The following is a 24,417-nucleotide window of genomic DNA, read 5'->3' as shown; positions in this document are numbered from 1 at the left end:
GCCCGAAGGTCCCCCACTTTGGTCCGAAGACGTTATGCGGTATTAGCTACCGTTTCCAGTAGTTATCCCCCTCCATCGGGCAGTTTCCCAGGCATTACTCACCCGTCCGCCACTCGTCACCCAAGGAGCAAGCTCCTCTGTGCTACCGTTCGACTTGCATGTGTTAGGCCTGCCGCCAGCGTTCAATCTGAGCCATGATCAAACTCTTCAATTAAAAGTTCGATTTGCTGCAACAAGTGCAGCGATGCTCAAGTGTAAAACGTCATAATGAATTTCATTATGTGTTCACTCTTAAGACTTGATATTTTTTGTCACCCGGAGGTGACTGATATCAATCCTGCGAGTACCCACACAGATTGTCTGATAAATTGTTAAAGAGCGGTGCAATCAGTGCCGAAGCTTCCTGTTGCGAGGTGGCGTATATTACGCTTTCCTCCTTCGGAGTCAACTTCTTTTTGAGAAGTTTTTTCCGGCGGTTCAGATGCTTCCTGAACCTCCTGAGCCGCTGGCCGTAAGCCGTTGTGCCGTCTCAGTGGTTGCGCATTATAGACAGGCGCTCCGGGAACGCAAGCAGTAATCTCAACTTTTTCACTGCCTGCTGAAAGTTCCAGCGAAACGCTGCTTTTTAGCCCTGTTTGATACGTCCAGGCAGCTCTTTCAGGCTATTAAGCACCCAATCCGCTGCACTCTCGCCTTCAGCAGTGACAGGCTTCCCGCTACGAACCAGTACTTTTTTACCGACTCCGGCAGCTAAAGCGGCCTGCATGTCCTCAATTTTATCGCCAACCATATAAGAAGCGGCCATATCGATGTTCAGCTCCTGCTGCGCGGTCAGGAACATTCCCGGCTGCGGCTTACGGCAATCACATGACTGACGTAACTCTTCTACTATGGCTTCCGGATGATGCGGACAGAAATAGATGCCATCCAGATCGACATCGCGGTCGGCCAGCGACCAGTCCATCCATTCGGTCAGATGCATAAACTGATCTTCGGTAAACAAGCCGCGCGCGATACCGGACTGGTTTGTCACCAGCACCAGCGCAAAGCCCATTTCTTTCAGTTCACGCATGGCATCAATCACACCATCAATAAACTCAAAGTTGTCGCTTTCAAACACATAACCGTGATCGACATTAATGGTGCCATCCCGATCGAGGAAAATTGCGGGGACTTTCTCAGCCACGTAGTAACTCCTGCTACAAAATTTGCCGTAGTGTATCGCATCACTACCATAAAAGAGAGAATGGCAGATTGAATGACTTCGATTGATTTAGACGTCTGGATGCCCTACCATCCATCCAGTCCCTTCAATGCGGGATGCCGTTATAATGAATGCCACGGATAACTCCCATCACGATAATAAATAAATCAATGATTAAACTTTCAAATATCACCAAAGTGTTCCAGCAGGGTTCACGCACGATTACAGCGCTGTCTGATGTCAGCCTGCATGTGCCCGCCGGACAAATTTATGGCGTGATCGGCGCTTCCGGTGCAGGTAAAAGCACCTTAATCCGCTGCGTCAATTTGCTGGAGCGTCCAACTTCCGGCAGCGTGCTGGTTGATAACCAGGATCTCACCACACTATCAGAAAGCCAGTTAACACTGGCGCGTCGCCAGATTGGCATGATCTTCCAGCACTTCAACCTGCTGAACTCACGTACCGTCGCCGGTAACGTTGCACTGCCGCTGGAGCTGGGCAACCTGTCAAAGGCTGAGATTAAAGCCCGTGTCAGTGAATTACTTGACCTGGTTGGCCTGGCGGATAAACACGATGCCTGGCCTGCCAATCTCTCCGGCGGGCAGAAGCAGCGCGTGGCCATTGCCCGTGCGCTGGCCAGCAACCCCAAAGTGCTGCTGTGTGACGAAGCCACCAGCGCGCTGGACCCGGCGACCACCCGTTCCATTCTTGAATTGCTGAAAGACATCAACCGTCGTCTTGGGATCACTATCCTGCTGATCACTCATGAGATGGACGTGGTGAAACGTATCTGCGATTGCGTTGCGGTCATCAGCAACGGTGAGTTGATTGAGCAGGATACGGTGAGTGAAGTGTTCTCTCATCCAAAGACGCCGCTGGCCCAACAGTTTATTCAATCAACGCTGCATCTGGATATCCCGGAAGACTACCTGAAACGTCTCTCCCCAGAACCCAGCGCAACAACCGTTCCTTTATTACGCCTGGAATTCACCGGTCAGTCAGTGGATGCCCCGCTGCTGTCTGAGTCAGCACGCCGTTTCAATGTGAACAACAATATTATCAGCGCGCAGATGGATTACGCCGGTGGCGTGAAGTTCGGCATTATGCTGGCCGAAATCCACGGTGAGTCAGCCGATACTCAAGCGGCCATCGCGTTCCTGCAAGAGCACCATGTGAAGATAGAGGTATTAGGTTATGTCTGAGGCGATGATGTGGTTAATGGGCCGCGGCATCTGGGAAACCCTGATGATGACCTTTGTCTCCGGCTTTTTCGGTTTTGTGCTTGGGCTGCCCGTTGGTGTGCTTCTTTATGTTACCCGTCCTGGGCAGATCGTGGCGAACGCGAAGCTTTATCGCGTGCTGTCAGCCGCGGTGAATATCTTCCGCTCGATTCCTTTCATTATTTTGTTGGTGTGGATGATCCCCTTCACCCGGATTATCGTCGGTACCTCAATTGGTCTGCAGGCCGCGATTGTTCCGCTCACCGTAGGCGCAGCACCCTTTATTGCCCGTATGGTTGAGAATGCCCTGCTTGAATTACCTACCGGCCTGATTGAAGCATCACGCGCCATGGGTGCCACACCATTGCAGATTATCCGTAAGGTTCTGCTGCCTGAAGCACTGCCAGGTCTGGTGAATGCCGCTACTATTACTCTGATTACTCTGGTCGGCTACTCAGCAATGGGTGGCGCAGTCGGCGCAGGCGGTCTGGGTCAGATTGGCTATCAGTACGGCTATATCGGTTACAACGCGACAGTGATGAATACGGTATTGGTTCTGCTGGTTGTTTTGGTGTATTTGATTCAGTTCTGTGGCGATCGCATTGTTCGTGCGGTTAGCCACAAGTAAACACAACAGTAATTTCTCTCTATTTAAGGAAGGGATATGTCTTTTAACGTTAAAACGCTTGCCGCTGTTGGCGCACTTATCGGTACTCTGGCACTGGCTGGCTGCGATCAGAAAGAGAAAGATCCAAACCACATTAAAGTGGGTGTGATCGTGGGTAGCGAGCAGCAGGTAGCTGAAGTCGCCGCGAAAGTGGCAAAAGATAAATACGGCCTGGATGTTGAGCTGGTGACCTTCAACGACTACGTACTGCCTAACGAAGCATTGAGCAAAGGCGATATCGACCTTAACGCCTTCCAGCATAAACCTTACCTGGACCAGCAGATCAAAGATCGCGGTTACAAGCTGGTTTCTGTAGGCAGCACCTTCGTTTATCCGATTGCGGGTTACTCGAAAAAGATTAAAACGCTGGATGAACTGCAAAACGGTGCACAGGTGGCTATCCCTAACGACCCAACCAACCTGGGTCGTTCACTGCTTCTGCTGCAGAAAGTGGGCTTGATCAAACTGAAAGAGGGTGTTGGCCTGCTGCCAACCTCACTGGATGTGGTTGAGAACCCGAAAAACCTGAAACTGGTTGAACTGGAAGCACCGCAGTTGCCACGTTCCCTGGACGATCAGCAAATTGCCCTGGCAGTGATCAACACCACTTACGCCAGCCAGATTAACCTGACGCCAGCAAAAGACGGCATCTTCGTTGAAGATAAAAACTCGCCGTACGTAAACCTGCTCGTTGCCCGCGAAGATAATAAAGACGCGGAAAACGTGAAGAAATTCGTACAGGCTTATCAGTCAGATGAAGTTAACGACGCAGCGAACAAAGTGTTCAACGGCGGCGCAGTGAAAGGCTGGTAATTTAACCAATGCGGGTGGCTTCTGCCGCCCGCTATCACATTCTCATCGTCCATACGTGCCAGACTGTACGCTCTCCGCTTGTTATTTCCCTCCCGGCTTGCTTCAATAACGCCACTTTTACCGATCGTGAGGATTTTCCCATGCGTGTTTTACCGCTCTGTTTGTTAGCGCTAACGCTGACAGGGTGCTCGTTGGTACCACGGCCCTATGAGCCTGTGAAACCTTTTCCACAGTCTACGCAAACTGGCGCATCTCAGTCGAAACCCGCAGCCCGCCCTGCCCCGGTAAAACTGTATACCGACCCTGCTGACCTCGTTAGCAAACCTTTTGCTGACCTGGGCGAAGTCTATGGCGAAGATTGCCAGAGCAGCGCACAGGATTCACCACCGAATCTCGCCACCGCACGTAAACGTCTGCAGATCCGGGCATCCGGTATGAAAGCCAATGCGGTGCTGGTACATAAATGTGAGATCGTGAGTGGCGCTCAGGGCTGCGTGCGTCAGGCCGTATGCCAGGGTTCAGCCCTCAAAGTCAGCAATCAATGAGTCGTTTCTCCTTCGATCAGATTGGCGTGATCCATTCACCGTGGAAGGAGAAATTTGCCGTTCCCCGTCAGCCTGGTTTGATACAGGATGGTGGCGGCGAGCTGCATCTGCAAGCGCCTTATAACCAGCCGGAAGCCGTACGTGGGCTTGAAGCATTCAGTCATCTCTGGCTGTTGTTTGTTTTTCATCAGACGATGGAAGGCGGCTGGCGGCCTACCGTACGGCCACCGCGGTTAGGGGGTAATGCGCGCATGGGTGTGTTTGCCACCCGCTCAACCTTCCGTCCAAATCCTATCGGCATGTCGCTGGTTGAGTTAAAGGGCGTTCGTTGTGAACTGCAGCAGGTGATCCTCGAATTAGGCAGCCTCGACCTGGTTGACGGCACGCCCATCGTGGATATCAAACCTTATCTGCCGTTTGCCGAGGCGCTCCCCGAAGCGCGCGCCGGGTTTGCCCAGCAAGCCCCCGATGCCGATATGCCGGTCTGCTTCAGCCTCCCGGCACAACAGCAGTTACAACAGCATCAGCGGCACTATCCGCACCTTGAACGCTTTATCGCTCAGGTGCTGGCTCAGGATCCCCGGCCAGCATATCGCAAAGGCGAAGAACCGGACCGGGAATATGCCGCCTGGCTGCTGGAATTCAATGTACGCTGGCGCGTGACCCAGTCCGGTACGGAAGTTATCGCCATCGACCCGCGTTAATTTCTCCCGGCATCTTTTGACTCACCTGACACGCTGGTACACTAGCGTCCACGTTTTTTGGCTTTATGCGTTCATATGGAATCGTAATTCATGCGTACTACTCAATACCTGCTCTCCACTCTGAAGGAGACACCTGCCGACGCTGAAGTGATCAGCCACCAGCTGATGCTGCGCGCCGGGATGATCCGTAAACTGGCATCCGGTCTGTACACCTGGTTGCCGACCGGTTTACGCGTGCTGAAAAAAGTTGAAAACATCGTGCGCGAAGAGATGAACAACGCCGGTGCCATTGAGATTTCTATGCCCGTCGTTCAGCCTGCGGATCTGTGGCAGGAGAGTGGTCGTTGGGAGCAATATGGCCCGGAGTTACTGCGCTTCGTTGACCGTGGCGAACGCCCGTTTGTTCTCGGCCCAACGCATGAAGAAGTGATTACCGATCTGATCCGTAACGAACTCAGCTCCTATAAGCAATTACCGCTGAACCTGTTCCAGATCCAGACTAAATTCCGTGATGAAGTGCGTCCACGCTTTGGTGTAATGCGCTCACGTGAATTCATCATGAAAGATGCCTACTCGTTTCATACTTCGCAGGAGTCGCTGCAGGAAACCTACGATGCGATGTATCGTGCCTACAGCCAGAGTTTCAGCCGTATGGGGCTGGACTTCCGCGCCGTTGATGCAGATACCGGCTCTATCGGCGGCAGCGCCTCCCATGAGTTCCAGGTGCTGGCGCAGAGCGGTGAAGACGATGTGGTGTTCTCTACCGAATCTGACTACGCCGCCAATATTGAAAAAGCAGAAGCAGTCGCCCCTGCCGGTGGCCGTGCAACCGCCACGCAACCGATGGTGCAGTTCGACACGCCAAATGCAAAAACCATCGCCGAACTGGTAGAACAGTTTGGGTTGCCGATCGAGAAAACCGTCAAGACACTGATGGTGCAGGCAACCAAAGAGAGCGGCCATACGCTGGTTGCCCTGCTGGTTCGTGGCGATCATGAGCTGAATGAAGTGAAAGCGGAACATATTGATATCGTTGCTGCCCCGCTGACCTTCGCAACAGAAGAAGAAATCCGTGCGCTGGTTAACGCGGGCCCTGGCTCCCTCGGTCCGGTAGGCCTGAACATGCCGATCATTGCAGACCGTACTGTGGCAGCGATGAGCGATTTCAGCGCAGGTGCCAATATTGACGGACAGCACCTGAAAGGCATCAACTGGGAGCGCGATTTGCCGCTGCCACGCGTTGCGGATATCCGCAATGTGGTCGAAGGTGATGCCAGCCCGGATGGGAAAGGTACGCTGTTGATCAAACGCGGTATTGAAGTTGGCCATATCTTCCAGCTGGGCACCAAGTACTCTGAAGCGATGAAAGCATCGGTACAGGGTGAAGACGGCCGTAACCAGATTATGACCATGGGCTGCTACGGGATTGGTATTACGCGCATCGTTGCGGCGGCCATTGAGCAGAACCACGATGAGCGCGGCATTATCTGGTCTCCTGCGCTGGCACCTTTCCAGGTGGCCATCCTGCCAATGAACATGCAGAAGTCATTCCGCGTGAAAGAGCTGGCGGAAGAGCTATATGCCACTCTGCGTGCTAAAGGGATTGATGTGATCCTCGACGACCGCAAAGAGCGCCCGGGTGTGATGTTTGCCGATATGGAACTGATTGGCGTACCGCATACCATCGTGATTGGCGACCGTAACCTCGATAGCGAAGAAGTTGAGTATAAAGCGCGTCGTGCCGGTGAGAAACGTATGATCAAAACCAATGAAATCGTTGATTTCCTGGTGAGTGAGCTGGCGGTTTAAGATCCACGACTACTGACCAAAGCGATCAGACATAAAAAAGCCACCGCATGCGGTGGCTTTTTCGTTTTAGCTTTTAGCTTTTAGCTTTGCGCTGCCAGAGCCTGGTCTTGTTCCTGTAACGCCCGCATTGTCTGATGGCGCTGCCAGTAGTGACTCAGTGTGTATTTAAATACCTCAATATCCTTCTTCACCCCAGGCAAACGGATCTCAGTGCGTTTTTTACCCGCTGCATTAGGCTGAACATGTTGTAGATAAAGCACGTCAGTGCCGAAACGGCGAATCACATTGATATTTTTAATATTATCCCACGGTAACAGTTCAGCGGTCCCTGGCTTCACAATCCCCTGATACGTAATCTCAATCGGGTTGCCGTCTTTCAGCGTCCAGGCCGCCGGTGGGAAATGCTTCAGTACCAACGCCGTCTCTTCTTCACCTTCCGGCTCATAACGCCATGCAAGGCTCTGTTCATGAGCAGATGAGAAATCCTGCTCATATTTCTGCCAAAGGTGTTGTTCAATGTCTGACGCCACTGGCATCAGGTCGACCCAGCTCTCCGTCGGCAGTTCCGCCGCGATTGCGGCATAACACGTTTCGTCGATCGTATAACCGACATTGCGCATGCGATCGGCCAGCGGCGGATGCGAATCGAACGGATGCGGTACGTTCTGTTCACGCATCACGCTAATAAAGTCAGGTGAATTAACGTGCTGAGGCAGGCCAATGGCAATCGCTTTACTGATCCCCAGCTCATTCCCATGCAGGGTTTTATTTTCAAACAGCATTTGCTCAACTTCACTACGATAGCTGGCATAGGCCGAGATTTTAATCAGCGACTCGACGATCGCCGCCGGGGTAATTACGTTTGCGGCACTGCGGTCAGCCACAAATTCGCGCTCACGGCTGTTACGCTGCCACGCCAGTTCAAACAGCATGCGATACAGGCAGAGCGGATAGAACACCACCAGCGTAGACACATCGCTGCTCATCAGATGAATGTACTGATCGAAGCGATGCAGCTTCGGCCCCAGCAGGGCACCCGAGGCAGTATCCCCCTCATGCAGGTGCGTTAATTCATGCACCATCACGCCATCTGCCTGTGCCGTAGTTAGCTGGCGCAGCAAGGGAATACTGACGTACAGTTTGCGACCATTCAGTGCCTGCTCATTCACGCTGAGAGGCGCTTCAGTAACATAAAAGTTGGTATCGATACCCGCAATAATATGATCCGGCGGCGTGGTCCCCACCTGCGACGCCAGTGCATCAATGCGTGCCCAGAGTTCAGGTGCGGCTTCGCGCGTGACCACTTCACCTTCAACATCCTCATCACGTGGCAGCTTTTTGAAGATGCCTCTGATCATATAGAACATCGCGACCAGCACCAGCAGGCCCATCGCCATAACCAGCTTCGGATAATAGGTTTGGGTAAAGAATGCCGTTCCCCAGAAGGAGAGCCAGACCAGCATACCTCCCTGCACCAGCACTTCCAGCGCACTGGCCAGCATCAGGAAGGGACGTGCCAGCGTCAGGCTTTGCAACTGTCCCTGACGATTTTTAAATGCCAGCGCGCTGAACAGAACAATCATCAGCAGCATGGCGACACCGCCCACCAACGTCCAGAAGGCAACTTTATCCATCATCCAGAACTGCCACAGCTCTGACTTCTCTGCACAAACCGCCCCCTGATAGTCGAGCAGATCGTCCGGTACCACACCACAAACGCTGGAAGGGGGATTCTGTTGCAGGAAAGCAGTCAGTTTATTGACGTCCTGACCTTGCCCGCGGGCATCATCAATAAAAATTTCGCTGTATTCCTGATCGAGCTGGCGTGTGCCGTATTCAGCAAAAACCAGCGTAATAGTGGGGATCAGGAAAAGCGTGACTAAAAGCCACAGGAAGACTTTTGCATAGCCTTTTTTCAATGCCGTTAATTGATTCAAAATTATAAACTCGCAAACTGTGTGTAAGAAGACAAAGCTGCTTATATCAGGCAATACCGAAAGAGTGATCTCCCGACATAATGGGAAATGGCGTGAGATCCTTCTCTGGCGTGCTTCAGCTATATTGGATAATAAAGGTCAGAACGAGGATATAAAACGATAAATGAACCGAAGCAACAAGAGGTTAGCCACGTTTTAGGATTATTTACCTGGGGAAGTGCGCCATGACCATTGCAGAGAATCGTTCTGTTCTACAATGGCCATATTAATTTGAGTTAATTCCACTTAATCCCGGAAATGCATCACGTTAATAAATACGGGATGATTTAAGGGACTTTTATAACACCTTACGGTTATTCGCCGTGAGATGATAAGGATGCTGACTGTTCATTGCCACCGAGCGCCAGGAAATCACGTCGAGGCCATTTTCCGTGGGGCGAAAACGTTGTTTCTCACCGTTCATGGCCACCAGCGTCAGCGTATCAGCCGTGCGCGCCCATTTACCATACTGCGCACTACGTAGCGTACTCTCTCCGCCCGCACGCTGCTCCAGCACATAACTGCCATCGGCAGCCAGGAACAACGAGGATTCACTGTCCTGACAGGCAGGTCCGCAGGGCAGCAACCCGCTATAACTCTGCTGCATCGGCTCCAGCGGTGAGGGTTGTTGTGCGTTTTGTCGGTTATTACAGCCAAATAACGCGCCCAATGCCAGTGTGGCAAACAGCGTGAGAACAACAGCTTTCATAGTCGCTCCTGCAAAAAATAAACAAGTCAGTCGCCGCGAACTTTACCCCGCAGCGATTTGGTTGAGGCCTTATGCGCTTTACCTTCCAGCCGACGCTTTTTTGATGCCAGCGTCGGACGCGTTGCGCGGCGGGTTTTCTCCACCACGGTAAGCTCAAGAATCAAATTCTCCAGCCGCTTTAATGCCGCCTCACGATTCATCTCCTGGCTGCGATATTCCTGCGCCTTAATAATCACAATGCCTTCGGGAGTGATCAGATGGTGGCTGACAGCCATCATCCTTTCCTGATAAAACACCGGCAGGCTGGAGCGCCGAATATCAAAGCGCAAATGGATTGCCGTCGAACTTTTATTCACGTTCTGACCACCGTTTCCCTGCGCTCTGATCGCGGTGATTTCGATTTCGGCATCAGGAATAGTGACGCTACGTGATAATACAATCATACCCTTTTTCCTGCCTCCAGCCACTGCTCAAACTGAATTTCAAGATGATGAGTCTCATCGGAGAGCCAGATAGTGCCGTCCTGGATAGTGGCCTGTAACGTCATTGAGCGTGAAGCCAGTTGCGTCAGAGCACTCAGTTGCTCGTCATTGAGGTAACGTATCGTCAGATTATCATGCTGGGTCAGTTTGTTTTGATGCTGCTGCCACCAGGGCTGTGCCGCGCGCCAGTTATAGGTGTACAGCCAGACATGTTGAGAACGACTACAGGCCTTTTTAATTCTGCGCTCATCTGGCAGACCGAGATCCACCCAAACATCAATCCCACCATGATCGTTCAGCTGCCAGATTTCTGGCTCATCTTCTGCGCTCAGTCCACGCGTAAAGGTCAAACGCTCATTCGCATGAACCAGCCAGGCCAGCAGACGCAGCATCAAACGCTCTTCGGTTTCCGAAGGGTGGCGGGCCAGCGTCAGGGTATTATCGATAAATACATTGCGGTCCATGTCTGCGACGTTAACCGTGGCTTTATAAATCGTTGCTTTCAGTGCCATAAGGATCCTTATCTCAGTTACCCGCTATTGTAACCTGATGACGAAGCAAATCACCCGCTCGCAGGCTGATTTCCCGTAAATGCCTGTGCTATAGTCGGATAATCGCCAGAGAAAACTCGGAAGGGGGTGCATGTGCAAAAGTATTGTGAATTAGTTCGCCGGAAATATGCCGAAATAGGCAGTGGCGACCTGGGATACGTGCCTGACGCATTAGCGTGCGTGTTGAAAGCGCTTGATGAAGTAGCGGGCGATCCTGTGCTACCGTCTTCCATCAGGGAAAAGGCAGCGTTTGCTGCCGCGAACTTATTGGTGAGCGACTATGTTGACGAAAGATGAAGCCTACAAACCGATCAACTGTGATGACTATGACAACCTGGAACTCGCCTGCCAGAATAACTGGATGCTGACACTGGCGTTAAAAGACGGTGAACAGCTTAAGGCAAAGGCTAAAGATATGGTGTCGCGAAAGAACGTGGAATACCTGAGCATTGACATTGCCGGAGAAAACCGCGATCTGCGCCTCGACCATATTGCCAGCTTCAGCCACCCCGACCTCGGTACCGTGGTGGTGAGTGAATCCGATTAGTCTCCCAGTCAGGCGGATCGTCGATCCGCCTCTCTTCTCAAGGCTTCAGCCCCGCATAATACGCTGCTAAATCATCAATATCTTCATCACTCAGCCCGGCAACAAACGCTTTCATCACTTCCGCCTGGCCGCCGCTGCGTGCACCGCTTTTATACGCCTGCAATGCCTGAGCCAGATAAGGCGCATGCTGCCCGGCAAGGTTGGGGTAGATCGGTGCCGATGCTTTTCCTTCTGTTCCGTGGCAGGCCATACAACGCGCTGATTTTTCCTGCCCGGCGCCGCTGTCTCCTGCGGCCAGGGCGGGCAGGCTACCACTCAGCAGCAGCAACACCATCACTCTGATAATTATCATGACTCTCTCAATATTTAGCGACGCCAGTACACAAACCAGTCCGTATCCGCAGCCGTTGGGGCACCGTCACGGGTGACAAAAAAATCAGCGGCGGCAATCAGACGGTCGCCATAAAAAATCAGCGGTATTCGACCCCGCTGCCACGGCGGCACCGCCAGTTCCTGCCACAGTTTTTTCAGCGGGCGACTGCCTGCGCGTCCGACGATATGCAACGATCCCTGTGCCTGGAAGCGTACGCTGACCGCCTCACCGGAAAGGGGGCGCCGCAGCGCCAGACCATCATTATGCTGTTCCAACTGCCCTAGCCCGTCAGGCAGCTGTAGCGGTTGTGCTCTATCCGGCCACGGCAGCGCGTGCTCGCTTAACGATGTCAGTAATGGCAACCAGTAAAGACGGCCACGAAAACGGCGTACCTCGTTCTGCCCGAGCCGAAACCGCGGCTCTGCATCCTCACGGCTACAGGCCACCTCCTGCCATACACGCCGCAGCGCATCGCGCGAGGGCATACTGCCCTGCTGATGCGCAATCCAGCGCCGCAGCAGGGCAAAGCGCCGGGCTTCACTCATCTCCAGCATCGGGAGAATCGACAACGTGCCGGATGCATCCATCAGCGAATCCAGTGACTCCGCCAGTAACTCATCCAGAAGTTGTTCCTGCTCGCCACACAGCGCTGCGCTGCGGGCCACCGCACGTGAGAAGTGCGGCCAGCGGGCATTCAGCATTGGCATCACCTCGAGGCGCAGAAAATTCCGGTCATAGCGCGCATCGCTGTTGCTGTCATCCTCAATCCACATCAGCTGGTGCTGTTCGGCCCAGGCCTCCAGTTGCTGACGACTGTGTGTCAGCAAGGGACGCAGATGCCGGTGTTCGCCCAGCCAGTGTTGTTCCGGCATCGCCGCCAATCCAGCCGGCCCACTGCCCCGCTTCAGCGCCAGTAACAGGGTTTCGCTCTGATCGTCCTGATGCTGGGCGGTTAACAGCGTTTCCCCCGCCCGCAGCCGCTGACGGAAGGCCAGATAGCGTGCGGTACGTGCGGCTGCTTCAACCCCCCCCTGACGTGCATCCACACTGACATAGACCACCTCCAGTGGCACCTGCCAGCGTGCACACTGCTGCTGACAGTGCGCGACCCAACTCTCCGCCAGCGGGTTGAGGCCATGATGAATATGCACCGCCCGCAGCTGCAACGCCGGACGCTGCTGTCTGAGCAACACCAGTTGATGCAGCAATACGCTGGAGTCGAGCCCACCACTGTAGGCCAGCAGCAGGCTGTGCTCATTCGCCAGTGTGGCTTCAAGATGGGCAAGGGATGACATGGCTTTCCTGAAAGAAGAACCCGACAAAAAGCCGGGTTTAGCAGAGGGGTATTTTAAGCCTGATACAACTCTAACGGCAATCCATCCGGATCATTAAAGAAGGTAAAGCGCTTACCGGTCAGCGGGTCAATACGGATCACCTCACAGGACACGCCGTGTGCTTCCAGTTGTCGTTTCGCCGCATCAACATCCTCCACGCTAAATGCCAGATGGCGCAGACCGCAGGCTTCAGGCTGAGTTGGTCGTGCAGGGGGGTGCGGGAAGGAGAACAGCTCAATAATGTACTCACCGTTCAGCGTCAGATCCCCTTTCCACGAATCGCGCTCCTCGCGATACACTTCGCCCATCAGGCCGAACCCCAGGATATCGCAGTAAAATGCCTTACTCACCGCATAATTCCCGGCAATGATTGCCACGTGATGGACTTTTTTTAACTGTAAACCTGACATTGTGGCTCCTGAATGCTCCTGATAAATACATGCCTGACGACCTTAACCGCCAGGCCTGACAGCGACAATGGCACGATTCTGGATCTTGGGTTAAATCTCTACGTCGTGCTTTAGCACGCGCACCAGATATTGCCCCTCATCGGTGAGCTTCGCGCCATGAATATCGGTCTCAAACCCCGGATAGTGTTTGCCGATAGCGCACAACATCAGGAGAAAATCGAGCACTGCCCGGCTCTGCTCGGTGATCATCTCGCCCGGCATCACCACGGGTACGCCGGGAGGATAAGGCAGGATCATATTGGCCGAGACACGCCCCACCAGCTCACTGATCTCTACTGTTTCGATATTGCCCTTCACCTGCTGCTGAAACATATGATGTGGTGTGAGCTTCATCTCGGGCAGTGTGGCAAAGGCCTGTAACATCAGACGCGGCAGATCGTGTTGGCGGATCAGCGTATGGATCCCCTGCGCCAGATCCTGAATACGCATAGTGCGGTAAAAATCGGGATCTTCTGCATACAGATCCGGCAGCATGTTTTTCACCCGGAGGTTAAGATCGTACGAGCGCTTAAATTCGGTCAGCCCGCGCAGTACGCTCATCGCTTTGGTCTTATCAATACCGATGCTGAACAGGAACAACAAATTGTATGGCCCGGTTTTTTCCACCACCACACCACGTTCATCGAGGAACTTCGCCACCAGCGCCGCCGGTATCCCCTCTTCTGCCATCTCACCCAGTTCGCTCATCCCTGGTGTCAGGATCGTGACTTTGATCGGGTCGAGATACATATGGTCAGCATCTGCATCGCGGAAACCGTGCCACTCCTCGTCCCCGGGCTGAATCGCCCAGCATTCTGGTTCATCGACGCCTTCCGGCTGCCAGATATCAAAGAACCAGCCCTCAGACTCTTCGCGCAGACGCTGAACTTCGCGGCGAAAATGCAGTGCCCGCTCCACTGACCGATTAATCAGACGCTTACCCGGATTACCACGCAGCATCGCTGCCGCCGTCTCAATAGAAGCCACAATCGCGTAGTTGGGGGACGTCGTGGTGTGCATCATGTAGGCTTCATTAAAGGTTTGCTCGTCATAGTCACCTTTAATATGAATCAGCGAGGCCTGTGAAAAGGCCGCCAATAGTTTGTGCGTCGACTGGGTTTCATAGATCACCTTACCCGGCGTGCGCTCTCCGCTCATACCGCTGAGTCCCTGGTAGATCGGGTGAAAGTTGGTATAGGGCACCCAGGCAGAATCAAAGTGGATAGACGGCACATCCAGCGTCTCTTTGATGTACTGCGTGTTATACAGCAATCCGTCATACGTCGAGTTGGTGATCACCGCATGGACCGGCCAGCTGGCACGCGGTGTCTGCGCGACTTTCAGGGCAATACTCTCTTTGGTGAATTCACGTTTCGGGATGCCGCCAAGAATACCCAGCGCGTTACGCGTCGGTTTCAGCCAGATCGGGATGATATCGCTCATCATCAACAAATGGGTGAGCGACTTATGGCAGTTACGATCCACCAGCATGGTGCTGCCTGCGGGGGCGGCGTACATACCGACGATCTTATTCGAGGTCGAGGTGCCATTGGTGACCATATAGCTCTGCTCGGCCCCAAACGTGCGCGCCACATACTCTTCAGCTTCAAGATGCGGGCCGGTATGGTCGAGTAGCGAGCCCAGTTCAGTAACGGAAATCGAGATATCCGCCTTCAGCGTATTGGCACCAAAGAAATCATAGAACAGGCTGCCCACCGGGCTTTTCTGGAACGCCGTTCCTGCCATATGCCCTGGCGTACAGAAGGTGTATTTACCCTCCTTCACATAGGTAAACAGCGCTTTGGTCAGGGGTGGCGTGATGGTATCGATGTATTCATCGGTGTAGTGCCGTATGCGCTGAGCAATGTCATCGGCCGCATTCAGGGCATATTCAAAGAACCAGAGGGTCATGCGCATTTCGTTAATGCTGACATCCATCGTCGAGTGGGTGTTGATAAAGGCGTATAGCGGCAGATACTCATTTAACTGGTTGATATCACGGCAGAGTTCGAGACTGTATTCGTCCCAGTCAAACACCACGCCACAGATGCGCGGGTTGTGTTCAATCAGCTTCAGCAGGTCGCTGGCATCGTGCGGATAGATGGTCTGAAAACCCTGGTTTTTTAACGTAGCGTCGAGTTCACGGATGGGTTCATCTTTATAGAATGCGTTATGCGGTCCCATGATCGCGATAATATTCAATGTGGCCTCCTGGTCGGTTTGCTCCAGTGTGTAAGCATAGTGGACGCAAAACAAAAAGGGCCAGACAATGTCTGGCCCTTTGGGTAACGAATGCTGAACGATCAGGCGTAGCCGTAGCTCATCAGACGTTGGTAGCGGCGATCCAACAACTCTTCTTTCGTGAAGGTATCGAGATCGGCCAGATCGGCAAGCAGCTGGGCCTTCAGTGACACACCAATCGCCAGTGGGTTGCGGTGTGCGCCGCCCAGGGGTTCCGGGATCACAGTATCAATCAGCTTCAGCTCTTTCAGACGCGGTGCAATGATGCCCATCGCTTCTGCGGCCAGTGGCGCTTTGTCGGCGCTTTTCCACAGAATAGATGCACAGCCTTCCGGCGAAATCACCGAGTAGGTGCTGTACTGCAACATGTTCACTTTGTCACCGACACCAATGGCCAGTGCGCCACCGGAACCGCCCTCACCGATAACAGTACAGATAACCGGCACGGTCAGGCCAGACATCTCACGCAGGTTGCGTGCGATGGCTTCAGACTGACCGCGCTCTTCTGCGCCCACACCAGGATAGGCACCCGGGGTGTCGATAAAGGTGATGATCGGCATATTAAAACGCTCGGCCATCTCCATCAGGCGCAGCGCTTTACGGTAACCTTCCGGCGCAGGCATGCCGAAGTTACGACGAATTTTCTCTTTGGTTTCACGCCCTTTCTGATGACCAATGATCATCACCGGACGGCCATCGAGACGCGCAGTACCACCAACGATAGCTTTATCATCGGCATAGGCGCGGTCGCCCGCCAGCTCGTCAAAGTCAGTGAACACATTGCGAACATAGTCCAGCGTATACGGGCGCAGCGGATGACGCGCAAGCTGCGCGATCTGCCAGGCACCTAAATCTGAGAAGATTTTACGGGTCAGCTCAACGCTTTTATCGCGCAGACGCTGAATCTCTTCATCCAGATTAATATCCAGTTTTTCATCCTGACGGCCAACCGACTTGAGCGAATCAATTTTCGCTTCAAGCTCAGCGATTGGCTGTTCGAAATCCAGGTAATTAAGACTCATAATAATCCTGTTTTAGTCAAACTCCAGTTCCACCTGCTCCGATCCTATCAACGATCGCAGATCGTTCAGCAAACGATCGCTCGGCGACACGCGCCAGGTTGCACCGAAGCGCAACTTCGCCCGCGCATCCTCTCTCTGATAGTAGAGATGTACCGGAATTGTCCCCGAACGATGGGGTTCCAGGGATTGACGGAGACGGTTCAAAAGCTGGTCATCAATTTGCCTGTCCGTCAGCGAGATAGCAAGCCCACGTGCATATTTTTCACGTGCTTCATCAATGTCCATCATCTCGCGGGCCATCATTTTAAGCCCGCCGTTGAAGTCATCGAAGCTGACCTGCCCACTGACGATCAGGATACGGTCTTTCTCCAACATATGCTGGAACTTATCTAACGCATCTGTAAATAACATCACTTCCAGACGACCAGAACGGTCATCCAGGGTGCAGATGCCAATACGGTTACCGCGTTTTGTTACCATGACGCGGGCCGCCACCACCAGACCGGCTGCGGTGATCATCTTACCACGCTCGGTCGGGTGCATGTCTTTCAGGCGCAGTCCACCGACGTAGCGCTCAATCTCTTTCAAGTACTGGTTGATCGGGTGACCCGTTAAGTAAAGCCCTAACGTCTCTCTTTCGCCATCCAATTGAATCTGTTCCGGCCATGGCGTGACGTCCGAATAGGACTTCTCTACCTGTTCCGGGGCTTCTGCCAGCACACCAAACATATCTGCCTGGCCGATGGCTTCGGCTTTGGCATGTTGGTCGGCTGCTTTCAATGCATCCGGTAAGGCGCTCATCAAGGCGGCGCGGTGCGGACCTAAACGGTCAAACGCGCCGGACATAATCAGTTTTTCCAGCACCCGCTTATTCAGCTTTTTGGTATCGGTGCGTGCGCAGAGGTCAAACAGCTCGCGGAAATACCCGCCCTCATTACGTGCGTCAATGATGGCTTCGATCGGGCCTTCGCCCACCCCTTTGATCGCGCCAATGCCGTAAACAATCTCGCCGTTATCGTTAACGTGGAACTGGTACTGCCCGGAGTTAATATCCGGCGGTAAGACCTTCAGCCCCATGCGCCAGCACTCATCCACCAGGCCAACTACCTTTTCGGTGTTGTCCATATCGGCAGTCATCACGGCGGCCATAAACTCAGCCGGATAGTGTGCTTTCAGCCACAAAGTCTGATAAGAGACCAGCGCATAAGCGGCGGAGTGAGATTTGTTAAATCCGTACCCGGCGAATTTTTCCACCAGGTCGAAGATTTTAACCGCCAGCTCGCCATCAATGCCGCGTGATTTCGCCCCATCTTCAAAGCCGCCACGCTGCTTGGCCATCTCAACCGGGTTCTTTTTACCCATCGCACGACGCAGCATATCCGCCCCGCCTAAGCTGTATCCTGCCAGTACCTGGGCGATCTGCATTACCTGTTCCTGATAGAGGATAATGCCGTAGGTCGGCTCCAGCACGGGCTTCAGCGACTCATGCTGCCACTGAATATCCGGATAAGATATCGCCTCACGCCCGTGTTTACGGTCAATGAAGTTATCCACCATGCCGGACTGAAGCGGGCCGGGACGGAACAAGGCAACCAGAGCGATCATATCCTCGAAGCAGTCAGGCTTCAGGCGTTTGATCAGGTCTTTCATGCCGCGTGATTCGAGCTGGAACACCGCCGTGGTTTCCGAGCGTTGCAGCATATCGAAACTTTTCTGATCTTCAAGCGGGATCGCCGCAATATCGATCGGATCTTTACCTTCTTTCGCACGACGGGCGTTGATCATCGCCAGCGCCCAGTCGATGATCGTCAGCGTGCGCAGCCCCAGGAAGTCAAATTTCACCAGCCCGGCATATTCCACATCGTTCTTATCGAACTGGGTAACCGGATGGTGGCCATTTTCGTCACAGTAGAGCGGGGCAAAATCAGTAATTTTGGTCGGCGCAATCACCACGCCCCCGGCATGCTTACCGGCGTTGCGCGTCACCCCTTCCAGAATGCGCGCCATGTCGATCAGAGCTTTAACCTCTTCATCTGCCTCATAGATTTCTGGCAGCTGCGGTTCTGCGGCAAAGGCTTTTTCCAGCGTCATACCGGGGTCAGGTGGCACCAGTTTGGAGATGCGATCCACGAAACCGTAAGGATGCCCCAGCACGCGGCCGACATCGCGGATGACCGCTTTTGCCGCCATGGTACCAAAGGTGATGATCTGTGAAACCGCCTGGCGCCCGTACATCTCAGCCACATGCTCAATCACCAGATCGCGTTTTTCCATACAGAAATCGACGTCGAAGTCGGGCATCGACACACGTTCCGGGTTGAGGAAACGTTCAAACAGCAGATCAAATTCGAGCGGGTCGAGGTCGGTAATTTTCAGCGCATAGGCCACCAGTGAACCGGCACCCGATCCACGTCCCGGCCCCACTGGCACATCGTTATCCTTCGACCACTGGATAAACTCCATCACGATCAGGAAGTAACCAGGGAATCCCATCTGGTTGATAACGTTGAGTTCAATATCCAGGCGCTCATCATAGGCGGGGCGGCGTTCGGCGCGCACCTGCTCATCAGGGAACAGAAACGCCAGGCGATCTTCCAGCCCTTCTTTCGATTTCACCACCAGGAAATCTTCCGTTGTCATGTCACCCGTCGGGAACTGCGGCAGGAAGTACTCACCCAGACGGATAGTGACGTTACAACGACGGGCAATTTCCACGCTGTTTTCCAGCGCTTCCGGGATGTCCGAGAACAGCTCGCACATCTCCTCACTGCTACGCATATACTGCTGCGGACTGTAGTTGCGCGGACGTTTTGGATCGTCGAGGGTAAAACCAACGTGGATGGCGACGCGGATTTCATGTGCATCGAATTCTGATTCCGTCAGGAAACAGACTTCGTTGGTGGCGACCACCGGGATCGCGTTCTCCATCGCCAGCGCAACGGCAGCATGCAGGTACGTTTCTTCGTCCGGGCGACCGGTACGAATCAGTTCAAGGTAGTAGCGATCGGGAAAATGATGCTGATAAAACGCCAGACACTCTGCGACCTGCGCCGTGTTGCCGCGCAACAGCATTTTACCGACATCGCCACGCCGTCCGCCTGACAATAAAATAATCCCCTGCTGATGCTCAACCAGCCAGTCCCGATCAATCGTCGGGCCCGCCGGACCGTAGCCACGTTGGTAGGCTCGGGAAATCAACAAGGTGAGGTTTTGATAACCGTCGTTATCGGCGGCCAGTACGGTGATTTGGGACAGCTCATCACCCATGGCCTCACTACTGACGTTGAAATCTGCGCCAATAATCGGCTTCATGCCTTGACCGTGTGCAGTGCCGTAAAATTTTACCAGCCCACACAGGTTGGTGAAATCCGTGATCGCGATGGCTGGCATGCCCATTTTTGCCGCGTTTTTCACCAACGGGCCAGTTTTGGCTAGCCCATCGATCATGGAGTAGTCGCTGTGGACGCGTAAATGAATAAAACGAGGTTCGGCCATCGGTGATCCTGTTAAAACAGAGGAAGAAGATTAACTATTCTGCAAACGTGAAACGGCAGCGCTGCCACCGTAACCGTTATATCGGCTCACGCGTACACGCAACCGTAGCGGCAACATCGGCATCCATTAAGACATTGCGTACCGGAGCGAAACTGCGCCGATGCTGCGATGTCGCGCCAAACTGAGTCAGTTTTTCCATATGCAATGCGGTCGGGTAACCTTTGTGCTGGGCAAAACCATATTCAGGATAGAGCCGATCCAGCTCAGCCATTTCGCGGTCGCGTGTCACCTTCGCAATAATTGAAGCGGCGCTGATTTCTTTCACCAGGCTATCACCTTTAACCACTGCCTGACTGGGCATGGCCAGCGCCGGGCAACGGTTACCGTCAATCAGTACAAAGTCTGGCGTCAGGTGCAAGCCGGCCACCGCACGCTGCATCGCCAGCATGGTGGCATGCAGAATATTCAGCTGATCAATCTCTTCCGGTTCTGCCCGGCCCAGACTCCAGCTCAGTGCCTTCTCTTTGATCTCATCGTACAACGCCAGCCGGCGTTTTTCCGACAGTTTTTTCGAGTCGGCAAGCCCGACAATAGGCCGCGCCGGATCGAGGATCACGGCGGCAGTCACCACGGCGCCCACCAGCGGGCCACGGCCAACTTCATCAACGCCCGCAATCAGCGCGGCATTGGGATAAATAAATTCACTCATGGGCACAGCTCCAGTACGGCTGCCGCTGCCTGCTCATCGGCATTCCAGCGGATCTGATGATGGAGTTCAGCAAAAGTCGCCAGCAGTTTATCGCGGGTTTCACCTTGTGCCAGCAGCGGTTCTAATGCTGCGGCCAGCCGATCGGGCTGACATTCATCCTGGAGCAGCTCTTTCACCAACTCACGGCCCGCCAGCAGATTGGGCAGTGAGACGTAATCCGTCTTTACCAGGCGTTTTGCCAGCCAGAAGGTGAAAGGCTTCATACGATATCCCACCACCATCGGACACTTCGCCAACATACACTCCAGCGCAGCCGTACCGGAAGCCAGCAGTGCGGCATCACTGGCGACCATTGCCTGTCGCCCTTTACCATCCAGCAGATGCATGGTCAGGTCAGGTGCAACCTCGGCTTTGATTTTCTCAAACTGCTCGCGACGGCGCGGATTAACCAGCGGCACCACAATTTCCAGCGCCGGGTATTTTGCCCGAAGCAGCATCGCCGTTCGCAGAAAATCGCCACTGAGCATCTCGACTTCAGCCCCACGACTGCCAGGAAGCAGTGCCAGACAAAGTGCATCCGGGGCAATGCCCAGCTCGCGGCGTGCAGCCTCTTTATCCGGTTCTATCGGCATCGCATCAGCCATGGTATGGCCAATAAAGCGACACGGCACATTAAAACGGTCGTAGAAAGCTTTTTCAAATGGCAGGAATGCCAGCACCAGGTCAGTGGAGCGACCAATCTTAAACACCCGTTTCTGACGCCATGCCCAAACGGACGGACTGACGTAGTGAATTGTCCGGATGCCCTGCTGTTTCAGACGCCCTTCCAGGGTGATATTGAAATCTGGCGCATCAATGCCGACAAAAACGTCAGGCTTTAGCGCAGTAAAGCGGCGGGTCAGATCGCGGCGTATATGTAACAGGCGACGCAGGCGGCCGAGCACTTCAACAATGCCCATCACCGCCAGTTCTTCCATTTCATACCAGGCTTCACAGCCTTCAGCCTGCATCAGCGGGCCAGCCACCCCAACAAAACGGGCGTCAGGATGCTTTTCTTTCAGCGCACGAATGAGACCTGCACCAAGAATATCGCCGGAGGTTTCTCCGGCGACAAGGGCAATCGTTAAGGGATGCTTTGGCATGAGTTAACGAATCAAACCCCTTGTAGAGCGGGCAAAGAAGTCATAGAACGGCTGAACTTCAGGATGCGCTTTCGCGATTTCCTCAATTTCAGGTTTCACTTCGTCCAGTGTTTTGCCGCTGCGGTACAACAGCTTGTAGGCGGCAGTAATCGCATGCAGCGCGTCTTTGCTGAACCCACGGCGCTTCAGGCCCACAAGGTTAATACCAAACGGCGTCGCATGGTTACCCTGCGCAATCACGTAGGGTGGCACATCCTGGGCAACGCCAGAACAACCACCTACCATCACATGAGCACCGATGATGCAGAACTGATGCACTGCCGTCATCCCCCCAATGATCGCATGATCATCGACGGTCACATGGCCGGCCAGCGTTGCGTTATTCGCCAGGATGCAATGACTTCCTACCACACAGTCGTGCGCCACGTGCGCATTGACCATCAGCAGGTTGTCATCACCGACTTTCGTCAGCCCACCGGACTGCGCCGTACCACGATGGATGGTGACGCTTTCACGGATGCGGTTACGGTCGCCGATCTCAACTCGCGTCGGTTCACCAGCGTATTTCAGATCCTGATTCGCTTCACCAATTGAAGCAAACTGGTAGATAGTATTGTCTTTACCGATAACGGTGTGACCATTGACCACTACATGGGACTTCAGAACCGTGCCTTCGCCGATCGAAACGTTCGCACCAACGATGCAAAACGGACCAATCTGGACACCGGCACCAATAATGGCGCCTTCTTCTACGATCGAGCTGGGGTGAATTACGGCGGTGCTATCAATCACGAATTAAGCCTCCCGGCTGCGGGCACACATCATCGTTGCTTCGCAGACAATTTTACCGTCAACAGTGGCCACACCTTTAAAGCGTGTCACACCACGGCGGGTTTTTTCGAAAGTGACTTCCATGATCATTTGGTCGCCTGGTACCACGGGGCGCTTGAAGCGCGCATCGTCAATACCGGCAAAGTAGTACAGCTCACCCGGCTCAAGTTTACCAACGCTTTTAAACGCCAGAATACCTGTTGCCTGTGCCATTGCTTCCAGAATCAGCACACCGGGAAAAATCGGTTTACCAGGGAAATGGCCCTGGAAAAACGGTTCGTTGACCGAGACGTTTTTTACTGCACGCAAGAACTTGTGTTCTTCAAACTCAAGGACGCGATCAACCAGTAAAAACGGATAACGGTGCGGTAAAAGTTCAATAATCTCTTCAATCTTCAGAGTATGAGTTTCAGTAGTCAAAATACTCTTCCTGTCCTAAAAATTCTGATGGCATCAATGACACGGCCCGCAACGATCATCCCATCGTCTGCAGGCCGCAAATTTTTCTGTACGCTAACGCTTTCGCATATTGTATTTATGAAAGCCGGGCAGCGTGATGTTGACGCGCTTAGTCTTTGCCGACCTTGCGTTCGATGGCTTTTAAGCGTTTGCTTATTTCATCGATGTTCATCACCAGAGCTGCAGTTTTGCGCCAGGATTTGTTGGGCTGTAGCGGAATCCCGGAGGAGTATACTCCAGGTTCAGTGATTGGCCTCATCACCATTCCCATCCCTGTGACGGTAACTTTGTCACAAATTTCCATATGACCATTAATCACGCTGGCACCACCAATCATGCAATAGCGGCCAATTTTCAGGCTGCCAGCCATAATTACGCCACCGGCCACTGCGGTGTTGTCGCCAATCACCACATTGTGAGCAATCTGGCACTGGTTATCTATGATAACACCATTCCCTATTTGGGTGTTATCGAGAGCACCGCGATCGATGGTGGTACAAGCACCAATTTCTACACGATCGCCAATGATCACCGTGCCAAGCTGGGGAATTTTCACCCAATTGCCACGATCGTTAGCATAACCGAAGCCATCAGAACCGATCACTGTGCCAGACTGAATCAGGCAATCACGGCCAATCTCAACTTCATGGTAGACAGAAACGTTGGCCCACAAGCGGCTACCGGCACCAATACGTGCCTTTTTACCCACAAAGCACCCCGGGCCGATAACAACATTATCGCCAAGGGTAACATCAGATTCGATCACCGCATTCGCGCCAATCGAGACATTATTGCCAAGCTGTGCGCTCGCATCAATCACGGCGCTGGGGGCGATATTTTTGGCAGGTTGCGGCGTAGTATCCAGCAACTGTGCCATACGGGCGTAGGTCAGATACGGGTTTTTAACCACCAGCGCTGCGCCAGGGAAAAATTCCAGATCCGCTTCAGTGAGCACCACGGCTGAAGCCTGACAGGCTGCGAGCTGCTCGCGGTAACGGCTGTTTGAAAGAAACGTGATCTGACCGGTTTGGGCGGATTGCATAGAAGCAATGCCGGAGATGGCGATATCGCCATCTCCGTGCAATTCTGCATCCAACTGCTGGGCTAAATCAGCCAGTCGAATTGAAGACATGAA

At 53.5% G+C, this 24,417-nt stretch carries 24 protein-coding genes and 1 rRNA gene; 8 read left to right on the top strand and 17 right to left on the bottom strand.

The window, feature by feature from the left end; translation table 11 throughout:
- Together WH277_RS26240 and gmhB are read right to left on the bottom strand one after the other, a co-directional pair.
- A 16S ribosomal RNA gene (locus WH277_RS26240) occupies window positions 1-214 on the bottom strand; the annotation flags it as partial.
- A gap of 411 nt (window positions 215-625) precedes the next feature.
- Window positions 626-1,186 carry a D-glycero-beta-D-manno-heptose 1,7-bisphosphate 7-phosphatase gene (gene gmhB / locus WH277_RS26235; RefSeq protein WP_133842165.1) on the bottom strand — a complete coding sequence of 187 codons (561 nt, stop codon included), beginning with the start codon at window positions 1,184-1,186 and terminating at the stop codon, window positions 626-628.
- 188 nt (window positions 1,187-1,374) lie between these two features.
- Between gmhB and metN the strand changes: the two genes are divergently transcribed.
- From metN to proS, 6 genes are all read left to right on the top strand, one after another.
- Window positions 1,375-2,406 carry a methionine ABC transporter ATP-binding protein MetN gene (gene metN, locus WH277_RS26230; protein WP_133842166.1) on the top strand — a complete coding sequence of 344 codons (1,032 nt, stop codon included), beginning with the start codon at window positions 1,375-1,377 and terminating at the stop codon, window positions 2,404-2,406.
- Complete coding sequence (locus tag WH277_RS26225; RefSeq protein ID WP_133842167.1) at window positions 2,399-3,052, top strand: methionine ABC transporter permease MetI; 654 nt, start codon at window positions 2,399-2,401, stop codon at window positions 3,050-3,052. The genes metN and WH277_RS26225 overlap by 8 nt, the downstream gene beginning before the upstream one ends.
- 36 nt (window positions 3,053-3,088) lie before the next feature.
- Window positions 3,089-3,904 (top strand): MetQ/NlpA family lipoprotein, encoded by an 816-nt coding sequence (locus WH277_RS26220; RefSeq protein ID WP_133842168.1) that lies wholly within the window; start codon window positions 3,089-3,091, stop codon window positions 3,902-3,904.
- 140 nt (window positions 3,905-4,044) lie between these two features.
- A complete protein-coding gene (gene rcsF / locus WH277_RS26215) occupies window positions 4,045-4,449 on the top strand; it encodes an Rcs stress response system protein RcsF (RefSeq protein WP_133842169.1) in 405 nt (134 codons plus the stop codon).
- Complete coding sequence (gene tsaA, locus WH277_RS26210; protein ID WP_339507343.1) at window positions 4,446-5,153, top strand: tRNA (N6-threonylcarbamoyladenosine(37)-N6)-methyltransferase TrmO; 708 nt, start codon at window positions 4,446-4,448, stop codon at window positions 5,151-5,153. Before rcsF ends, tsaA begins: the two co-directional genes overlap by 4 nt.
- A 90-nt stretch (window positions 5,154-5,243) precedes the next feature.
- A complete protein-coding gene (gene proS / locus WH277_RS26205; RefSeq protein ID WP_133842171.1) occupies window positions 5,244-6,962 on the top strand; it encodes a proline--tRNA ligase in 1,719 nt (572 codons plus the stop codon).
- 80 nt (window positions 6,963-7,042) lie between these two features.
- On the opposite strand, the gene WH277_RS26200 is transcribed toward proS, so the two are convergent.
- The 4 genes from WH277_RS26200 to WH277_RS26185 all read right to left on the bottom strand — a co-directional run bounded on the left by WH277_RS26200 (window position 7,043) and on the right by WH277_RS26185 (window position 10,641).
- Window positions 7,043-8,899 carry a M48 family metallopeptidase gene (locus WH277_RS26200; protein ID WP_159336932.1) on the bottom strand — a complete coding sequence of 619 codons (1,857 nt, stop codon included), beginning with the start codon at window positions 8,897-8,899 and terminating at the stop codon, window positions 7,043-7,045.
- A gap of 337 nt (window positions 8,900-9,236) precedes the next feature.
- The gene (locus tag WH277_RS26195; RefSeq protein ID WP_133842173.1) at window positions 9,237-9,647 is read right to left on the bottom strand and encodes a copper resistance protein NlpE N-terminal domain-containing protein; all 411 of its coding nucleotides are present in this window, start codon (window positions 9,645-9,647) and stop codon (window positions 9,237-9,239) included.
- Between the two features lie 26 nt (window positions 9,648-9,673).
- The gene (arfB, locus tag WH277_RS26190) at window positions 9,674-10,090 is read right to left on the bottom strand and encodes an alternative ribosome rescue aminoacyl-tRNA hydrolase ArfB (RefSeq protein WP_133842174.1); all 417 of its coding nucleotides are present in this window, start codon (window positions 10,088-10,090) and stop codon (window positions 9,674-9,676) included.
- Entirely contained in the window at window positions 10,087-10,641 is a 555-nt protein-coding gene (locus tag WH277_RS26185) for a YaeQ family protein (RefSeq protein WP_133842175.1), read from the bottom strand. The genes arfB and WH277_RS26185 overlap by 4 nt, the downstream gene beginning before the upstream one ends.
- Window positions 10,642-10,773: 132 nt before the next feature.
- Between WH277_RS26185 and WH277_RS26180 the strand changes: the two genes are divergently transcribed.
- Window positions 10,774-10,977: a YaeP family protein gene (locus tag WH277_RS26180; RefSeq protein WP_133842176.1), complete on the top strand. Its 204-nt coding sequence runs from the start codon at window positions 10,774-10,776 to the stop codon at window positions 10,975-10,977.
- Window positions 10,961-11,227: a Rho-binding antiterminator gene (gene rof / locus WH277_RS26175; protein WP_133842177.1), complete on the top strand. Its 267-nt coding sequence runs from the start codon at window positions 10,961-10,963 to the stop codon at window positions 11,225-11,227. The genes WH277_RS26180 and rof overlap by 17 nt, the downstream gene beginning before the upstream one ends.
- Window positions 11,228-11,264: 37 nt before the next feature.
- On the opposite strand, the gene WH277_RS26170 is transcribed toward rof, so the two are convergent.
- The 11 genes from WH277_RS26170 to lpxD form a co-directional block, all read right to left on the bottom strand.
- Window positions 11,265-11,579 carry a c-type cytochrome gene (locus tag WH277_RS26170; protein WP_133842178.1) on the bottom strand — a complete coding sequence of 105 codons (315 nt, stop codon included), beginning with the start codon at window positions 11,577-11,579 and terminating at the stop codon, window positions 11,265-11,267.
- A 14-nt stretch (window positions 11,580-11,593) separates the two neighbouring features.
- Window positions 11,594-12,895, bottom strand: coding sequence for a tRNA lysidine(34) synthetase TilS (gene tilS / locus WH277_RS26165; RefSeq protein WP_133842179.1), 1,302 nt, complete (start codon window positions 12,893-12,895; stop codon window positions 11,594-11,596).
- 53 nt (window positions 12,896-12,948) lie between these two features.
- Entirely contained in the window at window positions 12,949-13,344 is a 396-nt protein-coding gene (locus WH277_RS26160) for a VOC family protein (protein ID WP_133842180.1), read from the bottom strand.
- Between the two features lie 90 nt (window positions 13,345-13,434).
- Entirely contained in the window at window positions 13,435-15,585 is a 2,151-nt protein-coding gene (locus WH277_RS26155; protein WP_159336928.1) for a lysine decarboxylase LdcC, read from the bottom strand.
- A gap of 101 nt (window positions 15,586-15,686) precedes the next feature.
- Window positions 15,687-16,646 carry an acetyl-CoA carboxylase carboxyl transferase subunit alpha gene (gene accA, locus WH277_RS26150; protein ID WP_133842182.1) on the bottom strand — a complete coding sequence of 320 codons (960 nt, stop codon included), beginning with the start codon at window positions 16,644-16,646 and terminating at the stop codon, window positions 15,687-15,689.
- A 12-nt stretch (window positions 16,647-16,658) separates the two neighbouring features.
- The gene (gene dnaE, locus WH277_RS26145) at window positions 16,659-20,141 is read right to left on the bottom strand and encodes a DNA polymerase III subunit alpha (RefSeq protein WP_339507342.1); all 3,483 of its coding nucleotides are present in this window, start codon (window positions 20,139-20,141) and stop codon (window positions 16,659-16,661) included.
- 76 nt (window positions 20,142-20,217) lie between these two features.
- Window positions 20,218-20,850, bottom strand: a complete 633-nt coding sequence (gene rnhB, locus WH277_RS26140) for a ribonuclease HII (RefSeq protein ID WP_159336926.1) — start codon at window positions 20,848-20,850, stop codon at window positions 20,218-20,220.
- On the bottom strand, window positions 20,847-21,992 hold the full coding sequence (gene lpxB / locus WH277_RS26135) for a lipid-A-disaccharide synthase (protein ID WP_133842185.1): 1,146 nt from the start codon (window positions 21,990-21,992) through the stop codon (window positions 20,847-20,849). The genes rnhB and lpxB overlap by 4 nt, the downstream gene beginning before the upstream one ends.
- Window positions 21,993-21,995: 3 nt before the next feature.
- Window positions 21,996-22,784: an acyl-ACP--UDP-N-acetylglucosamine O-acyltransferase gene (gene lpxA, locus WH277_RS26130; RefSeq protein ID WP_133842186.1), complete on the bottom strand. Its 789-nt coding sequence runs from the start codon at window positions 22,782-22,784 to the stop codon at window positions 21,996-21,998.
- 3 nt (window positions 22,785-22,787) lie between these two features.
- Complete coding sequence (fabZ, locus tag WH277_RS26125; RefSeq protein ID WP_133842187.1) at window positions 22,788-23,243, bottom strand: 3-hydroxyacyl-ACP dehydratase FabZ; 456 nt, start codon at window positions 23,241-23,243, stop codon at window positions 22,788-22,790.
- Window positions 23,244-23,391: 148 nt separating this feature from the next.
- Window positions 23,392-24,414, bottom strand: coding sequence for a UDP-3-O-(3-hydroxymyristoyl)glucosamine N-acyltransferase (lpxD, locus tag WH277_RS26120; protein WP_133842188.1), 1,023 nt, complete (start codon window positions 24,412-24,414; stop codon window positions 23,392-23,394).
- Window positions 24,415-24,417 lie beyond the last annotated feature (3 nt).

It is taken from the genome of Erwinia sp. MYb416 (assembly GCF_037479575.1).
GTDB lineage: Bacteria > Pseudomonadota > Gammaproteobacteria > Enterobacterales > Enterobacteriaceae > Erwinia > Erwinia rhapontici.
The sequence above is the reverse complement of the archived record's forward strand: the minus strand, read 5'-3'. Positions and strand labels throughout refer to the sequence as shown.

What these genes read in the sequence shown, in the direction of transcription:
- metN (WP_133842166.1), top strand. Translation starts at nt 1,375, where the DNA reads ATGATTAAACTTTCAAATATCACCAAAGTGTTCCAGCAGGGTTCACGC.
- WH277_RS26170 (WP_133842178.1), bottom strand. Translation starts at nt 11,579, where the DNA reads ATGATAATTATCAGAGTGATGGTGTTGCTGCTGCTGAGTGGTAGCCTG.
- lpxB (WP_133842185.1), bottom strand. Translation starts at nt 21,992, where the DNA reads ATGCCAAAGCATCCCTTAACGATTGCCCTTGTCGCCGGAGAAACCTCC.
- rnhB (WP_159336926.1), bottom strand. Translation starts at nt 20,850, where the DNA reads ATGAGTGAATTTATTTATCCCAATGCCGCGCTGATTGCGGGCGTTGAT.
- arfB (WP_133842174.1), bottom strand. Translation starts at nt 10,090, where the DNA reads ATGATTGTATTATCACGTAGCGTCACTATTCCTGATGCCGAAATCGAA.
- WH277_RS26225 (WP_133842167.1), top strand. Translation starts at nt 2,399, where the DNA reads ATGTCTGAGGCGATGATGTGGTTAATGGGCCGCGGCATCTGGGAAACC.
- WH277_RS26220 (WP_133842168.1), top strand. Translation starts at nt 3,089, where the DNA reads ATGTCTTTTAACGTTAAAACGCTTGCCGCTGTTGGCGCACTTATCGGT.
- tilS (WP_133842179.1), bottom strand. Translation starts at nt 12,895, where the DNA reads ATGTCATCCCTTGCCCATCTTGAAGCCACACTGGCGAATGAGCACAGC.
- rcsF (WP_133842169.1), top strand. Translation starts at nt 4,045, where the DNA reads ATGCGTGTTTTACCGCTCTGTTTGTTAGCGCTAACGCTGACAGGGTGC.
- lpxD (WP_133842188.1), bottom strand. Translation starts at nt 24,414, where the DNA reads ATGTCTTCAATTCGACTGGCTGATTTAGCCCAGCAGTTGGATGCAGAA.
- WH277_RS26160 (WP_133842180.1), bottom strand. Translation starts at nt 13,344, where the DNA reads ATGTCAGGTTTACAGTTAAAAAAAGTCCATCACGTGGCAATCATTGCC.
- dnaE (WP_339507342.1), bottom strand. Translation starts at nt 20,141, where the DNA reads ATGGCCGAACCTCGTTTTATTCATTTACGCGTCCACAGCGACTACTCC.
- WH277_RS26185 (WP_133842175.1), bottom strand. Translation starts at nt 10,641, where the DNA reads ATGGCACTGAAAGCAACGATTTATAAAGCCACGGTTAACGTCGCAGAC.
- WH277_RS26195 (WP_133842173.1), bottom strand. Translation starts at nt 9,647, where the DNA reads ATGAAAGCTGTTGTTCTCACGCTGTTTGCCACACTGGCATTGGGCGCG.
- tsaA (WP_339507343.1), top strand. Translation starts at nt 4,446, where the DNA reads ATGAGTCGTTTCTCCTTCGATCAGATTGGCGTGATCCATTCACCGTGG.
- rof (WP_133842177.1), top strand. Translation starts at nt 10,961, where the DNA reads ATGTTGACGAAAGATGAAGCCTACAAACCGATCAACTGTGATGACTAT.
- accA (WP_133842182.1), bottom strand. Translation starts at nt 16,646, where the DNA reads ATGAGTCTTAATTACCTGGATTTCGAACAGCCAATCGCTGAGCTTGAA.
- proS (WP_133842171.1), top strand. Translation starts at nt 5,244, where the DNA reads ATGCGTACTACTCAATACCTGCTCTCCACTCTGAAGGAGACACCTGCC.